This is a genomic window from Bacillus sp. MBGLi79, from assembly GCF_002953915.1.
The window spans coordinates 3410854-3425803 of the sequence record NZ_CP026521.1 but is presented as its reverse complement, the minus strand read 5'-3'; the positions used below and the strand labels follow the sequence as shown (position 1 = coordinate 3425803).

Genomic DNA, 14950 nt, shown 5'->3' with positions numbered 1-14950 from the left:
GATCAGGTTGATAGGTCTGAGGTGGAAGTGTGGCGACACATGGAGCTGACAGATACTAATCGATCGAGGACTTAACCACATTTTGAATGATGTCACACCTGTTATCTAGTTTTGAGAGAACACCTCTCTAAAGGCGGAAAAGGTAAGGAAACTCCGCTAAGGGCTCTCACATCCTGTGAGAAACGCCCAGTACCTTCATCCTGAAGGCATTTGTTTGGTGGCGATAGCGAAGAGGTCACACCCGTTCCCATACCGAACACGGAAGTTAAGCTCTTCAGCGCCGATGGTAGTCGGGGGGTTCCCCCTGTGAGAGTAGGACGCCGCCAAGCAATTGCACGTTAGTGCAATTATGGAGGATTAGCTCAGCTGGGAGAGCATCTGCCTTACAAGCAGAGGGTCGGCGGTTCGAGCCCGTCATCCTCCACCATTTTGCCGGTGTAGCTCAATTGGTAGAGCAACTGACTTGTAATCAGTAGGTTGGGGGTTCAAGTCCTCTTGCCGGCACCACTTTTATATGATATAATACTTAAGTCTCTTGTAAGAAGAGCCATTAGCTCAGTTGGTAGAGCATCTGACTTTTAATCAGAGGGTCGAAGGTTCGAGTCCTTCATGGCTCACCATTTACATGTTGCGGATGTGGCGGAATTGGCAGACGCGCTAGAATCAGGCTCTAGTGTCTTTACAGACGTGGGGGTTCAAGTCCCTTCATCCGCACCATTTCTGCGGAAGTAGTTCAGTGGTAGAACACCACCTTGCCAAGGTGGGGGTCGCGGGTTCGAATCCCGTCTTCCGCTCCAACTATACCATCCACGCCGGGGTGGTGGAATTGGCAGACACACAGGACTTAAAATCCTGCGGTAGGTGACTACCGTGCCGGTTCAAGTCCGGCCCTCGGCATTAAGTTTTGCGCCCGTAGCTCAATTGGATAGAGCGTTTGACTACGGATCAAAAGGTTAGGGGTTCGACTCCTCTCGGGCGCGCCATGATCTATATGAAATCGGGAAGTAGCTCAGCTTGGTAGAGCACATGGTTTGGGACCATGGGGTCGCAGGTTCGAATCCTGTCTTCCCGACCATTCCTGGGGCCTTAGCTCAGCTGGGAGAGCGCCTGCTTTGCACGCAGGAGGTCAGCGGTTCGATCCCGCTAGGCTCCACTTGGTTTCTAAAAAATATTTGGCGGTGTAGCTCAGCTGGCTAGAGCGTACGGTTCATACCCGTGAGGTCGGGGGTTCGATCCCCTCCGCCGCTACCAATGGACCTTTAGCTCAGTTGGTTAGAGCAGACGGCTCATAACCGTCCGGTCGTAGGTTCGAGTCCTACAAGGTCCACCACTATACGGAGGAATACCCAAGTCTGGCTGAAGGGATCGGTCTTGAAAACCGACAGGGGTGTCAAAGCCCGCGGGGGTTCGAATCCCTCTTCCTCCGCCATACATATTCCCAATCATCGCGGGGTGGAGCAGTTCGGTAGCTCGTCGGGCTCATAACCCGAAGGTCGCAGGTTCAAATCCTGCCCCCGCAACCAAATTTTAAAATGGTCCGGTAGTTCAGTTGGTTAGAATGCCTGCCTGTCACGCAGGAGGTCGCGGGTTCGAGTCCCGTCCGGACCGCCATTTAAATACTTAGGCTCGGTAGCTCAGTTGGTAGAGCAACGGACTGAAAATCCGTGTGTCGGCGGTTCGATTCCGTCCCGAGCCACCATTTTATCAATATATATTTTGGCGGTTGTGGCGAAGTGGTTAACGCACCAGATTGTGGCTCTGGCATTCGTGGGTTCGATTCCCATCAATCGCCCCAAATAAAAATTGCGGGTGTAGTTTAGTGGTAAAACCTCAGCCTTCCAAGCTGATGTCGTGGGTTCGATTCCCATCACCCGCTCCATTTCTATATCGTCATGGGCCTGTAGCTCAGCTGGTTAGAGCGCACGCCTGATAAGCGTGAGGTCGATGGTTCGAGTCCATTCAGGCCCACCATGACTTTTATATTCCACAGTAGCTCAGTGGTAGAGCTATCGGCTGTTAACCGATCGGTCGCAGGTTCGAATCCTGCCTGTGGAGCCATATGGAGAAGTACTCAAGTGGCTGAAGAGGCGCCCCTGCTAAGGGTGTAGGTCGTGTAAGCGGCGCGAGGGTTCAAATCCCTCCTTCTCCGCCATATGATTACAGATATAAATTTATAATTGTCGGCCCGTTGGTCAAGCGGTTAAGACACCGCCCTTTCACGGCGGTAACACGGGTTCGAATCCCGTACGGGTCATCCAGAAGCCTTGCATATCCTGCAAGGCTTTTTTATTTTTATAAATCATGGATATGTCATAAGCTTCGTTCTTTATTTTAAAACAGGCAACAAAAATCTCCATATATTTCGTTTTTCTTCAGAAAATGAAGTTAATTGTCTATAAGTATAAGCGCTTTCAGGAAAGGGCTTTTTTTTATTTCTTCGAATAAATACTATAAATGAAAACTATGATGTCAGAAAGGATGATTACATGGCCGCTGCCAGCCCTACAGCACATGATGTTTATCTTTTTCACGAAGGCAGTCTGTTTAAAAGCTATCAGCTGTTTGGCTCGCATTTTCGTGAGCTGAATGGCACAAGCGGATATGAATTCTGTGTGTGGGCGCCTCATGCGTCGGAAGTACGAGTGGCTGGGGATTTTAACAGCTGGTCGGGAGAACAGCATGTGATGCACAGAGTGAATGATAATGGCATTTGGACGTTATTTATTCCGGGTTTAGGAGAAAAGGAACGATATAAATATGAAATCGTGACGAATTGCGGTGAGATTAGGCTGAAGGCAGATCCATACGCCATTTATTCAGAAGTCAGACCAAACACAGCGTCACTTACTTACGATTTGGAAGGGTACAGCTGGCAAGATCAAAGATGGCAAAAGAAACAGAAGACTAAGACGCTGTATGAGAAACCTGTTTTCATTTATGAACTGCATCTCGGGTCTTGGAAGAAGCATTCTGATGGCAGGCATTACTCCTATAAAGAGTTAAGTCAGACACTTATTCCGTATATCAAAGAGCATGGGTTTACCCATATTGAACTGCTTCCGGTGTATGAGCATCCATATGATCGTTCCTGGGGCTACCAAGGAACGGGGTATTACAGCCCGACAAGCAGGTTTGGCACACCGCACGATCTGATGAGGTTTGTTGATGAATGTCATCAACAAAATATCGGAGTCATTTTAGATTGGGTTCCTGGACATTTTTGTAAAGATGCACATGGCCTTTATATGTTTGATGGAGAACCGCTTTATGAATACAAAGAAGAACGTGATCGGGAGAACTGGTTATGGGGTACGGCAAATTTTGACCTGGGAAAACCAGAAGTTCATAGTTTTTTAATTTCGAATGCGTTGTACTGGGCGGAATTCTATCATATAGATGGATTTAGGGTTGATGCAGTGGCTAATATCTTGTATTGGCCAAATCAGGATGAACGCCACACGAATCCATATGCTGTTGAATTTTTAAAAAAACTCAATCAAACCATGAGAGAGGCATATCCACAGGTGATGATGATCGCGGAAGATTCTACAGAATGGCCTCAAGTGACAGGTGCCGTTGAGGAAGGGGGGCTTGGTTTTCATTATAAATGGAATATGGGATGGATGAATGACGTACTGAAATACATGGAGACGCCTCCTGAAGAAAGGCGGCATTGTCATCAGCTTATCTCTTTTTCATTACTGTATGCGTTTAGTGAACATTTTGTGTTGCCGTTTTCTCATGATGAAGTCGTATACGGAAAAAAATCACTTCTTAATAAAATGCCTGGCGACTACTGGCAGAAATTTGCCCAGTATCGGCTTTTGCTGGGCTATATGACAGTGCATCCCGGAAAGAAATTGATCTTTATGGGATCAGAGTTTGCCCAATTTGATGAATGGAAAGATACAGAACAGCTTGATTGGTTTTTGGACTCCTTCCCCATGCATCAGAAAGCCAGCGTTTTTACGCAAGATCTTCTCCGCTTTTATCAAAAAAGCAAAATCCTTTATGAACATGACCATCGTGCACAATCATTTGAATGGATTGATGTCCATAATGACGAACAATCAATCTTTTCTTTTATTCGCTATGGCAAAAAGCATAGTGAGGCGCTTGTCATCATTTGTAATTTTACACCCGTGGTCTATCATCAATATGATGTTGGAGTTCCTTTTTTTACCCAATACATCGAAGTGCTGAACAGTGACAGTGAAACATATGGAGGCTCAGGACAAATCAATAAAAAGCCGTTATCGGCCAAAAAGGGAGCTCTTCATCATAAACCTTGTTATATCACGATGACCATCCCCCCTTACGGCATCTCGATTTTACGGGCGGTTAGAAAAAGAGGAGAGATAAAAAGATGAAAAAACAATGTGTAGCCATGCTCCTTGCCGGCGGAAAGGGCAGCCGTCTCAGCGGATTAACAAAAAATATGGCCAAACCGGCTGTATCTTTCGGGGGAAAATACAGGATTATTGATTTTACCCTAAGCAACTGTTCTAATTCAGGCATAGACACAGTCGGGATTTTAACGCAATATCAGCCGCTTGAGCTAAATTCCTATATTGGAATCGGCAGTGCATGGGATCTTGATAGATATAATGGCGGAGTGACGGTTTTACCTCCTTATGCTGAGTCATCAGAAGTCAAATGGTATAAAGGGACGGCAAGCGCCATTTATGAAAATCTCAATTATTTGAATCAGTATGATCCTGAGTATGTACTGATTTTATCAGGGGATCACATATACAAAATGGACTACGGCAAAATGCTTGACTTTCACATTGAAAAGAAAGCAGATGTGACCATCTCTGTCATCGAAGTGGGCTGGGAGGAAGCAAGCCGGTTCGGGATTATGAAGGCCAATCCAGATGGGACGATCACACAATTTGATGAAAAGCCCAAGTTCCCTAAGAGCAATCTTGCCTCAATGGGAATTTATATCTTCAATTGGCCGCTTTTGAAACAGTATCTTGAGATGGACGATCAGAACCCTTATTCTAGCCACGACTTCGGCAAGGACATTATTCCTCTGCTTTTGAAGGAGAAAAAGAAGCTTTCCGCTTATCCGTTCAAAGGATATTGGAAGGATGTCGGAACAGTGCAGAGCTTGTGGGAAGCCAATATGGATTTGTTAAAAGAGGACTCGGAGCTGAAGCTGTTTGAACGCAAATGGAAAATTTACTCCGTCAATCCCAATCAGCCCCCGCAATTTATTTCATCTGATGCACAGGTTCAAGATTCGCTTGTGAACGAAGGCTGTGTTGTGTATGGAAATGTGTCTCACTCCGTTCTTTTTCAAGGTGTGACTGTCGGTAAGCATGCGACTGTCAAATCATCCGTTATCATGCCGGATGTGACGATTGGGGAGCATGTAGTGATTGAAAATGCCATCGTTCCTAAGGGGATGGTGCTCCCGGATGGTGCAGTGATTCGCTCCGAAAAAGACATTGAAGAGGCGCTGCTCGTTTCAGAGGAATTTGTAGAAAAAGAATTGATTTAATTACTGAACAGGGGGCAGAATCAGTGTTCAATAATCAAATGTTAGGTGTTATAGATGAAACCACATATAAGCATTCTCTTCAGGATTTAACGGCACAGCGGTCGCTTGGAGCGATTCCTTTTGCCGGCAGATACCGACTGATTGATTTTATGCTTTCCAACATGGTGAATGCGGATATTAGGAGTGTTGCCATTTTTCCGAAGTATCGTTACCGTTCACTCATGGATCACCTTGGGGCAGGTAAGGAATGGGATTTGCATCGGAAAAAGGACGGTCTCTTTTTTTTTCCGTCTCCCCATCTTCATCACGAATACGATGAATTCGGTTCCTTTCGCCAGTTTTCGGACCATCTAGATTACTTCCACAGAAGCACGCAGCAATATGCTGTTATCTCCAACAGCCATACCGTATGCAACATTCAATTTCAATATGTGCTGAAACGCCATCAGGAGGTTGGCTGCGATGTCACCGAGGTATTTCAGGACGGCCAGTCGCTGCAAATCTATATCATGTCTACAACACTTTTAAAGGAGCTCATCTACGGACATAGCGAAAAAGGCTATAAAACCATTCAGGAGGCTGTTGAAAAGGAAGCTTCCGCCTTGACCATTTGCCCTTATGAATATTCAGGTTATGCCGCTGTTATTGATTCGGTGGAAAAATATTATACCCACAGTATGGAACTCATTCAGCCTCGTTTTTGGCAGCAGGTGTTTTTGCCGCAGCAGCCGATCTACACAAAAGTGAAGGATGAGCCGCCGACGAAATACGGAAAACACAGCACTGTCAAAAATTCTTTGGTGGCAAACGGCTGTGTGCTTGAAGGAGAGGTTGAAAACTGCATTTTGTTCAGGGCGGTCCATGTCGGAAAGGGTACGAAGCTGAAAAACTGCATTATTATGCAAAAAACGCAGATTGGTGAGGATTGTCTTCTTGAGCAGGTCATTTCTGATAAGGACGTTAAAATCGGCAAGGCGACGGAAGCTGCTGGAACAGCTGACCATCCGCTTGTATTAAGAAAAGGTTTGGTGCAAGGAGAGCTGATGAATTCTTGAAGATATTATTTGCTGTGTCTGAATGCACCCCATTTGTTAAATCCGGAGGTCTTGCCGATGTAGCAGGTGCGCTTCCGAAGGCGCTTGCGAGATTAGGCAATGAGGTAGCTGTGATGCTGCCGAAGTACAGCCAAATACCTGAGCTGTGGAAAAAGCGTATGAAAAAAAAGGCTGAGTGTACCGTAGCTGTCGGCTGGCGGCAGCAATATTGCGGAATTGAACATATGGCAGAGGATGATGTGAATTATTACTTCATCGACAATGAGTACTATTTCAACAGGGATTCGTTGTATGGGCATTATGATGACGGTGAGCGGTTTGCCTTTTTTTCAAGAGCTGTGCTGGAGGCTGCCAAAGTTGTGAATGTTCCAGCCGATATTGTTCATACTCACGACTGGCATACAGCGATGGTCAATTATTTGCTGAAAGAGGAATACAGAAAACATCCTTTTTATGAACGCATGAAAAGCGTGCTCACGATTCACAACTTACAGTTTCAAGGCATATTCCCTCCTGATGTCACACATGACTTGCTGGGTCTTAAGATGGATCATTTTCACTATGAAAGGTTAGAATGCAACGGATTTGTTAATTTTATGAAGGCGGGCATCATTGCGGCTGACCATGTGACGACTGTGAGCCCTACTTACAGAAATGAAATCTTGACACCGTATTATGGTGAGCAGCTGGAACAGGTTTTGCAATATAGGGAAAATGATGTAACGGGCATATTAAATGGCATTGATGATACGTTCTATCAGCCGAAAAGCGATCCTTATATAGAGGCGCAATACGACTCGGAACATCTTGCATGCAAGATGGAAAACAAAACAAAGCTTCAGCGGCGAATGGGGCTTCCAGAGAAAAACGATATTCCGCTGATCAGTATGGTGACAAGGCTCACTAAACAAAAGGGGCTTGATCTTGTCCGCAGAATTATGCACGAGCTTCTTGAGGAGCAAGACATACAGCTGGTTGTGCTGGGCACAGGAGAACGTGAATTTGAAGATTATTTCCGGTATGCAGAATTTGCTTTTCATGAGAAGTGCCGAGCTTATATTGGGTTTGATGAGCCGCTTGCCCACCAAATTTATGCGGGATCTGATATGTTTTTGATGCCGTCGAAATTTGAGCCGTGCGGCTTGGGACAGCTCATTGCTCTTCAATATGGCGCCATTCCCATTGTTAGAGAAACGGGCGGACTTTACGACACTGTCCGTTCATATCAGGAGGAAGAGGGGACGGGCAATGGTTTTACATTTTCCGCCTTCAATGCGCATGACCTGAAATTTACGATTGAAAGGGCGCTGTCGTTTTATCGCCAACAGGATGTATGGCAGAGCATCATGAAGACCGCAATGAATGCAGATTACAGCTGGGGGAAGTCGGCTAAAGAGTATCAGCGCATTTTCGAGCATGTGACAAGGAGTGGACGGGATGTTCTCGAGTAAAGAACGCTTTGCAGATTTATTTTTAAAGCGCCTGGAAATGACGTGCGGAAAAAGCTTTAAAGATTCTGCCAAGCTGGATCAATATAAAACGTTGGGCAATATGGTCAGAGAGTATATCAGTGCAGATTGGATCAAGACGAATGAAAAAAGCAGATCCAATTCCGGGAAGCAGACATATTATTTATCAATCGAATTTCTGCTCGGTCAGCTCCTTGAACAAAACTTAATGAATCTCGGTGTTCGTGATGTTGTAGAAGCTGGTTTAAAGGATATCGGCATCAATTTAGAGGAGATCCTTCAGATAGAGAACGATGCTGGTCTCGGCAACGGCGGGCTTGGCCGGTTGGCCGCTTGCTTTTTAGATTCTCTTGCTTCGTTGAACCTGCCGGGGCACGGGATGGGCATCCGTTACAAGCATGGCTTGTTTGAGCAAAAAATTGTAGACGGGCATCAGGTGGAGCTGCCTGAGCAATGGCTGAAAAACGGGAATGTATGGGAAGTAAGGAATGCGGATCAGGCAGTTGACGTTCCGTTTTGGGGCGAAGTCCATATGACAGAAAAAAGCGGGCGCCTGCATTTTCGCCACGAACAAGCGACAATTGTTACCGCTGTTCCTTATGATATCCCGATCATCGGCTATGAAACAGGCACTGTCAACACGTTAAGACTTTGGAACGCCGAGCCCTATGCGCATTATCACGGCGGTAATATTTTGTCTTATAAGCGGGAAACAGAAGCGGTTTCTGAATTTTTATATCCCGATGACACCCATGACGAGGGGAAAATTTTACGTCTGAAGCAGCAGTATTTTTTGGTATGCGCAAGCTTAAAAAGCATTGTAAACAATTACCGAAAAACGCATAAATCTTTATCCGGCCTGCATAAAAAAGTGAGCATTCATATTAATGACACTCATCCTGCGCTTGCGGTGCCTGAGCTGATGCGGATTTTGCTCGATGAAGAGGACATGAGCTGGGAAGAAGCTTGGCATATCACTGTACATACGATTTCTTATACGAATCATACAACATTGTCAGAAGCGCTTGAGAAATGGCCGATTCATTTGTTTAGGCCGCTGCTCCCGCGCATGTATATGATTATTGAAGAGATCAATGAAAGGTTTTGCCGCGCAGTTTGGGAAAAGTATCCGAGAGACTGGAAAAGGATAGAGAACATGGCGATTACAGCGCATGGTGTTGTCAAAATGGCTCATCTGGCCATAGTAGGCAGTTACAGTGTAAATGGTGTTGCAAAAATTCATTCCGATATATTAAAGGAAAGGGAGATGCGTGACTTTCACTTGCTGTTCCCGAATCGTTTTAACAATAAGACGAATGGGATTGCCCACAGGCGCTGGCTGTTAAAAGCGAATCCAGGCTTGTCTGCCATCATTACAGAGGCCATCGGCGATGAATGGGTGAAACAGCCGGAATCACTGATCCATTTAGAATCGTACGCCTCTGATCCTGCATTTATTGAACAGTTTCAAAACAACAAAAGCAAGAAAAAACAAGAGCTTGCCGATTTGATTTTTTGCACGGCAGGGGTGGTTGTGAACCCTGACAGCATATTCGATGTACAGGTGAAACGGCTTCATGCATATAAACGGCAGCTGTTGAATGTTCTTCACATTATGTATTTGTATAACCGCCTCAAGGAGGACGCTGGGTTTTCAATCTACCCGCAAACCTTTATTTTCGGGGCAAAGGCTTCACCAAGCTACTATTATGCCAAGAAAATCATCAAGCTGATCCATTCTGTCGCAGATAAAGTCAATTATGATCCGGCGGTCAAACAGCTGATCAAAGTTGTTTTTTTAGAAAATTATAGAGTTTCTATGGCTGAGCGAATTTTTCCGGCATCAGATGTAAGTGAGCAAATTTCAACCGCAAGCAAGGAAGCGTCTGGTACAGGAAATATGAAGTTTATGATGAACGGCGCTTTGACGATCGGCACGCATGATGGCGCTAATATCGAAATCCTTGAGCGGGTGGGCCCTGATTGTATTTACACGTTCGGCTTAAAAGCGGATGATGTTCTATCGTATCAGGAAAACGGCGGTTATAGATCGAGGGAATATTATCAGCATGACCGGAGAATCAGGCAGGTAGTCGATCAGCTGATCAATGGTTTTTTTGAAGGAGAAGCAGATGAGTTTGAATCGATCTATGACTCGCTGCTTCCGCATAATGATGAGTATTTTGTACTGAAGGATTTCAGCTCATATGCAGATGCGCAAGAGCGAATTCAAGCTGATTATCGAGAACGAAGGAAATGGTCTGAGCGTTCGATTGTAAACATTGCTCATTCTGGATATTTCTCCAGCGACCGCACGATCCGGGAATATGCGAAGGACATTTGGGGCATCAAGCCGATGATATGAAAAAGCCGCTGTATAAGCGGCTTTTTTTGTTCACAGATTCATTGAATCGATGGTAAAGGATAAGAACGTCGCAAATGCACTCCATAAAAAATAAGGCAAAAGAAGATAGCTTGCGGCTCTGCTGTATTTTTTCGCAATGATCAGTAATACGATTGCTGTAATGGCGACAAGCAGGCAGTCAATCGATGCAGCCAGCAGATTTTTTTGCGTAAACTGGAAATAGCTGAATGCCTGATTGAGCACGTAATTTATTAAAAGCGCAAACCAAAAGCTTTTTGCACCTTTAAAAGAAAACGCAGCATATATAATGGCAGCTGAAAGGGAGATCAGGGCAAACAGAATGGCCCAAATGATGCCGATCGCAGATCCGCTTGGCGTCCAGTCGGGTTTTTTTAATGAATTGTACCATTCTTGGTCAACAGGAAACAGGTATCCTGCGGCTGAAAACAGCACGTATGTAATCACAAAAACCGCTATGGCGCCGATCATCTTTTTCATGTTTGCAACCTCCGTATGTATTTATTTTACATTTATACTTACCCTTTAGCTTATAAAGATCAAACCCCCGATATGCGGGGGAAATGATGGGTTTAAATCAGCTGCTGCAATGCGTTTGATTTAATGCGTTCATATTCAAAAGCTGATTCTAATTCTTCCTTCGGTAAAGCAGACTTGCGGACGTATTTTTCGCGAATGACATCGTAAAGCTCATAAGGAAACAGCATATCTATAAACATGACTTGTTTTTGTTCTTCAGTTAATGGGGCTCTGGATTCGTATGCGTTCAGCATGACATGAAATGTCTCGTCATCCCAAACGCCCGTCGTATCCAAAAGCGGAATAATCATTTTGCGCAAATCGCGAATAGGCAGATCAAATGATACGGTATCTAAGTCGATGACCCAAATCTGTTCATTTTCTCCTAAGAGTGTATTTCCGGTTCCGTAATCCTGGTGGCAAAGGTTAGGGCTTTTTTTCAGCTGTTCAGTCCATGGAACATAGGCCGATTGCAAAAGCTGGTCTTTGATGCGCAGGCCGTCTTCAATGAAGCGGTCTATCTCCTGAAGATAAAGCTGTGAGAAAGGGTCTTCTTTTTCCGCTCTCGCCATCAGCTTCCACGTTTCCATCTGTTTGCACCGTTTCGTGTAGTGGTTCGGCCAGCGCCCTAATTTGGTAAATACGGGAACGCCATTCGGCGGCTGATATCCGACGGACGCTGTATGGAAATCAGCAAGGCCTTTCATGATAAACTCCAAGTCCTGCTTTACAGTCAGCTCAAACGGTCTTCCTTCAATCCAGTCATATACGACAAATAGAAAGGAGCCGTGCTTGGAATATAGGCTGCCTTTTTTGTTTGGGAGTATGCCAGGAACATTCATGCCTTTTTTTGCTAAATAATCCTGCGCGAAAATGGAAAATAACGCTTTCTTTTCCGGTCTGTGTATTCGTTTCAGACAAACCGCGCCGGAGCCTGTGTGGACCTTCCAGACCAGCGCCATCTGATTTCCCTGAATGACGTCTATTTTTTCAGCCTGCACATCCCATCCTTGAAGCACATTTTCAGCCAGCTCCGTTAATTTTTTTTCATCTTCTGCTGATAAAGGAAGCTCTGATGAATTCCCCTCCTCAATGACTTCGTGGTTTTCTGCCATTAAAGGACACATCCTTACCTGTTTTACTCCTACCTTATGAATCAAAAGGAAAAAATGATTGAGATATTTGACTATATTTAATAGAAGAATATGGTTGTTTACCCGTTTTGTTTTTGGGGCAGTCCCAATCCGCACAAGTTGGTTGATCAGCCGTATCATGATTCTAACTAGTTAAAAATCATGCAGGAATGGAGGCTATGTATGAAAATAGCACTGATTGCCACAGAGAAACTTCCTGTCCCATCGGTTCGAGGAGGCGCCATTCAAATCTACCTCGAAGCGGTTGCCCCTTTAATTGCCAAAAAACATGAGGTGACTGTGTTTTCTATTAAAGATCCGAATCTCGCTGATAGAGAGACGGCAGACGGTGTCCATTATGTGCATTTGGATGAAGACCGTTATGAAGAAGCTGTTGGAGAAGAGCTGAGAAGGAGCCGCTTTGACCTTGTGCATGTTTGTAATCGCCCAAGCTGGGTTCCAAAATTGAAGAAACAGGCGCCGGACGCTGTTTTTATATTAAGCGTTCACAATGAAATGTTTGCTTACGATAAAATCAGCCAGGCAGAAGGCGAGATTTGCATCGATTCCGTAGCGCAGATTGTTACGGTCAGCGATTATATCGGACAGACGATCACAAGCCGTTTTCCGTCAGCCCGATCAAAAACAAAAACAGTTTATTCCGGTGTGGATTTAAAAGCGTATCACCCCCGCTGGACGAATGAAGGACAGCGGGCTCGCGAAGAGATGCGAAGCGAGCTGGGGCTTCACGGCAAAAAAATCGTCCTATTTGTCGGCCGTCTTAGCAAAGTCAAAGGCCCGCACATTTTATTGCAGGCTTTGCCGGACATCATTGAGGAGCATCCCGATGTCATGATGGTGTTTATCGGGTCCAAATGGTTCGGAGATAATGAGTTAAATAACTATGTCAAACATCTTCATACCCTTGGCGCGATGCAAAAGGATCATGTCACATTTATTCAATTTGTGAAGCCAAAGGACATTCCGCGCCTTTATACCATGTCAGATGTATTTGTGTGCTCTTCGCAATGGCAGGAACCTTTAGCAAGGGTGCATTATGAAGCGATGGCTGCGGGATTGCCTATCATTACAAGCAATCGGGGAGGCAATCCAGAGGTCATAGAGGAAGGGAAAAACGGCTACATCATTCATGACTTTGAAAATCCTAAACAATATGCCGAACATATCAATGATTTGCTGAGAAGCTCGGAAAAGCGGGAACGGCTTGGGAAATACAGCCGCCGTGAGGCAGAAAGCAATTTCGGCTGGCAGAGGGTGGCTGAAAATCTGCTCAGCGTCTATGAAAAGAACAGATAGAAGGGGTGAACAGAGTGTACCAAAAAGAGCATGAAGAACAGATTGTGTCTGAAATTCTCAGCTATTATCCTTTTCATATTGACAATGTGGCGCTGAAATCGAACAAAAGCGGGCGCAAAATCTGGGAAGTTCAAACTGATCATGGCCCAAAGCTGCTAAAAGAAGCGCAAATGAAGCCGGAGCGGATGCTTTTTATTACTCAGGCACATGCCCATTTACAAGAGAAAGGGCTGCCGATAGCGCCGATTCACCAAACAAAAAATAGCGGTAGCTGCTTGGGCACGGATCAGGTTTCTTACAGCTTATATGACAAAGTGACAGGAAAAGAAATGATTTACTATGATGCAGAGCAAATGAAAAAAGTCATGTCGTTTGCAGGCCATTTTCATCATGCGTCAAAAGGATATGTTTGCACAGATGAAAGCAAGAAGAGAAGCAGGCTGGGAAAATGGCATAAATTGTACCGATGGAAGCTGCAGGAACTTGAAGGGAATATGCAGATCGCAGCATCTTATCCTGATGACGTATTTTCGCAAACTTTCTTAAAACATGCTGATAAAATGCTGGCAAGAGGAAAAGAAGCACTTCAAGCGCTTGATGACTCAGAATACGAAACCTGGACAAAAGAAACGCTCGAGCATGGCGGATTCTGTTTTCAGGATTTTACATTGGCACGTTTGACTGAGATCGACGGGGAGCCCTTTTTAAAGGAGCTTCACTCGATTACCTACGATTTGCCTTCAAGAGACCTTCGTATTCTGCTGAATAAAGTGATGGTTAAGCTTTCGGTGTGGGATACTGATTTCATGGTTGCACTGCTTGCGGCCTATGACAAAGTGTATCCGCTCACAGAAAAACAGTACGAGGTACTTTGGATTGATCTCGCGTTTCCGCATTTGTTCTGTGCAATCGGCCATAAATATTATTTGAAGCAAAAGAAAACGTGGTCAGATGAGAAGTATAACTGGGCGCTGCAAAATATGATTTCCGTTGAAGAATCTAAAGATTCGTTTTTGGATAAACTGCCGGAACTCTATAAAAAGATAAAAGCGTATCGGGAGGCGAATTGACATGAGGTCTTCGAGACAAAAAGCCTCTATTTCTAAATTGGATCTTGACCAATTCGTATTTACACCGCCTGGATCAATGGGGTGGCAGGCTCATGACTCAATCTCAGCTGAGAAGGAGGAAGAGGAGAAGCATTTAGCTGTGGGCAGCATCCGAGAGCTTCCTCACATCAATGCACCGAAAGAATATCAAGAAGAAAAGAAGGAAAAGGAAACTGAACACAATATCATCAATGATGAAGAAAAAACGAAATTTGAAACTGCTCGAGAGCCTGAGAAGGAGCGTGATTCGGAACGCTCAATGCCGCTCTTTGAGGAAGAAGAGCATGATGATGAAGAACCAGACTTAGCGGAGGAAGCCAGAGTGGAAATCATCATTCTTCCAAGTGATTCTAAACCAGCTCCATGGTTTTCTTCAGCTGTAAAGCGAAAGGCATAAAGTCACTTTTATGCCTTTTTTTGAGCTCTCTGCAACAAAAAACAGCCCGTTTTGCAACG

General features: G+C 44.9%; 10 protein-coding genes, 21 tRNA genes and 1 rRNA gene. 30 read left to right on the top strand and 2 right to left on the bottom strand.

Annotated features, from left to right (window positions below; all coding sequences use genetic code 11):
• Positions 1 to 213 precede the first annotated feature (213 nt).
• The 27 genes from rrf (at position 214) to glgP (ending at position 10398) form a co-directional block, all read left to right on the top strand.
• A 5S ribosomal RNA gene (gene rrf / locus C1T29_RS17490) occupies positions 214 to 329 on the top strand.
• 22 nt (positions 330 to 351) lie between these two features.
• Positions 352 to 427 (top strand) — tRNA-Val (locus C1T29_RS17485).
• A 4-nt stretch (positions 428 to 431) separates the two neighbouring features.
• Positions 432 to 507: transfer RNA gene (locus C1T29_RS17480), tRNA-Thr, on the top strand.
• A gap of 37 nt (positions 508 to 544) precedes the next feature.
• A tRNA-Lys gene (locus C1T29_RS17475) sits at positions 545 to 620 on the top strand.
• Between the two features lie 10 nt (positions 621 to 630).
• Positions 631 to 717 (top strand) — tRNA-Leu (locus C1T29_RS17470).
• A 5-nt stretch (positions 718 to 722) separates the two neighbouring features.
• Positions 723 to 797: transfer RNA gene (locus C1T29_RS17465), tRNA-Gly, on the top strand.
• Between the two features lie 14 nt (positions 798 to 811).
• Positions 812 to 897: transfer RNA gene (locus C1T29_RS17460), tRNA-Leu, on the top strand.
• Between the two features lie 9 nt (positions 898 to 906).
• Positions 907 to 983: transfer RNA gene (locus tag C1T29_RS17455), tRNA-Arg, on the top strand.
• Between the two features lie 15 nt (positions 984 to 998).
• Positions 999 to 1075, top strand: a tRNA-Pro gene (locus tag C1T29_RS17450).
• A 5-nt stretch (positions 1076 to 1080) separates the two neighbouring features.
• Positions 1081 to 1153: transfer RNA gene (locus C1T29_RS17445), tRNA-Ala, on the top strand.
• 21 nt (positions 1154 to 1174) lie between these two features.
• Positions 1175 to 1251, top strand: a tRNA-Met gene (locus C1T29_RS17440).
• Positions 1252 to 1253: 2 nt separating this feature from the next.
• Positions 1254 to 1330, top strand: a tRNA-Ile gene (locus C1T29_RS17435).
• Between the two features lie 6 nt (positions 1331 to 1336).
• Positions 1337 to 1429 (top strand) — tRNA-Ser (locus tag C1T29_RS17430).
• 17 nt (positions 1430 to 1446) lie between these two features.
• Positions 1447 to 1523 (top strand) — tRNA-Met (locus tag C1T29_RS17425).
• 11 nt (positions 1524 to 1534) lie between these two features.
• Positions 1535 to 1611, top strand: a tRNA-Asp gene (locus tag C1T29_RS17420).
• 12 nt (positions 1612 to 1623) lie between these two features.
• Positions 1624 to 1699: transfer RNA gene (locus C1T29_RS17415), tRNA-Phe, on the top strand.
• A gap of 20 nt (positions 1700 to 1719) precedes the next feature.
• A tRNA-His gene (locus C1T29_RS17410) sits at positions 1720 to 1795 on the top strand.
• Between the two features lie 10 nt (positions 1796 to 1805).
• Positions 1806 to 1879: transfer RNA gene (locus tag C1T29_RS17405), tRNA-Gly, on the top strand.
• 15 nt (positions 1880 to 1894) lie between these two features.
• Positions 1895 to 1971 (top strand) — tRNA-Ile (locus tag C1T29_RS17400).
• A 12-nt stretch (positions 1972 to 1983) separates the two neighbouring features.
• Positions 1984 to 2058 (top strand) — tRNA-Asn (locus C1T29_RS17395).
• 3 nt (positions 2059 to 2061) lie between these two features.
• Positions 2062 to 2152: transfer RNA gene (locus C1T29_RS17390), tRNA-Ser, on the top strand.
• Between the two features lie 30 nt (positions 2153 to 2182).
• A tRNA-Glu gene (locus tag C1T29_RS17385) sits at positions 2183 to 2254 on the top strand.
• A gap of 232 nt (positions 2255 to 2486) precedes the next feature.
• Complete coding sequence (glgB, locus tag C1T29_RS17380; protein WP_103749874.1) at positions 2487 to 4370, top strand: 1,4-alpha-glucan branching enzyme; 1884 nt, start codon at positions 2487 to 2489, stop codon at positions 4368 to 4370.
• The gene (locus C1T29_RS17375) at positions 4367 to 5509 is read left to right on the top strand and encodes a glucose-1-phosphate adenylyltransferase (protein ID WP_071581079.1); all 1143 of its coding nucleotides are present in this window, start codon (positions 4367 to 4369) and stop codon (positions 5507 to 5509) included. Before glgB ends, C1T29_RS17375 begins: the two co-directional genes overlap by 4 nt.
• Positions 5510 to 5532: 23 nt before the next feature.
• Positions 5533 to 6564 (top strand): glucose-1-phosphate adenylyltransferase subunit GlgD, encoded by a 1032-nt coding sequence (glgD, locus tag C1T29_RS17370; RefSeq protein ID WP_103749875.1) that lies wholly within the window; start codon positions 5533 to 5535, stop codon positions 6562 to 6564.
• Entirely contained in the window at positions 6561 to 8015 is a 1455-nt protein-coding gene (gene glgA / locus C1T29_RS17365; RefSeq protein ID WP_103749876.1) for a glycogen synthase GlgA, read from the top strand. The genes glgD and glgA overlap by 4 nt, the downstream gene beginning before the upstream one ends.
• Complete coding sequence (gene glgP / locus C1T29_RS17360; RefSeq protein ID WP_103749877.1) at positions 8002 to 10398, top strand: glycogen phosphorylase GlgP; 2397 nt, start codon at positions 8002 to 8004, stop codon at positions 10396 to 10398. Before glgA ends, glgP begins: the two co-directional genes overlap by 14 nt.
• Before the next feature lie 30 nt (positions 10399 to 10428).
• On the opposite strand, the gene C1T29_RS17355 is transcribed toward glgP, so the two are convergent.
• Together C1T29_RS17355 and cotI are read right to left on the bottom strand one after the other, a co-directional pair.
• Positions 10429 to 10896, bottom strand: coding sequence for a TspO/MBR family protein (locus C1T29_RS17355; RefSeq protein ID WP_103749878.1), 468 nt, complete (start codon positions 10894 to 10896; stop codon positions 10429 to 10431).
• Positions 10897 to 10988: 92 nt separating this feature from the next.
• A complete protein-coding gene (cotI, locus tag C1T29_RS17350) occupies positions 10989 to 12062 on the bottom strand; it encodes a spore coat kinase CotI (protein ID WP_083252916.1) in 1074 nt (357 codons plus the stop codon).
• A gap of 189 nt (positions 12063 to 12251) precedes the next feature.
• On the opposite strand from cotI, the gene cotSA reads away from it, so the two are divergent.
• From cotSA to C1T29_RS17335, 3 genes are read left to right on the top strand one after another with little or no spacing between them, the layout of a single operon-like run.
• A complete protein-coding gene (gene cotSA / locus C1T29_RS17345) occupies positions 12252 to 13385 on the top strand; it encodes a spore coat protein CotSA (RefSeq protein ID WP_014665116.1) in 1134 nt (377 codons plus the stop codon).
• Between the two features lie 14 nt (positions 13386 to 13399).
• Complete coding sequence (gene cotS / locus C1T29_RS17340; protein ID WP_095432498.1) at positions 13400 to 14455, top strand: spore coat putative kinase CotS; 1056 nt, start codon at positions 13400 to 13402, stop codon at positions 14453 to 14455.
• Position 14456: 1 nt separating this feature from the next.
• A complete protein-coding gene (locus tag C1T29_RS17335) occupies positions 14457 to 14891 on the top strand; it encodes a hypothetical protein (protein WP_103749879.1) in 435 nt (144 codons plus the stop codon).
• Positions 14892 to 14950 lie beyond the last annotated feature (59 nt).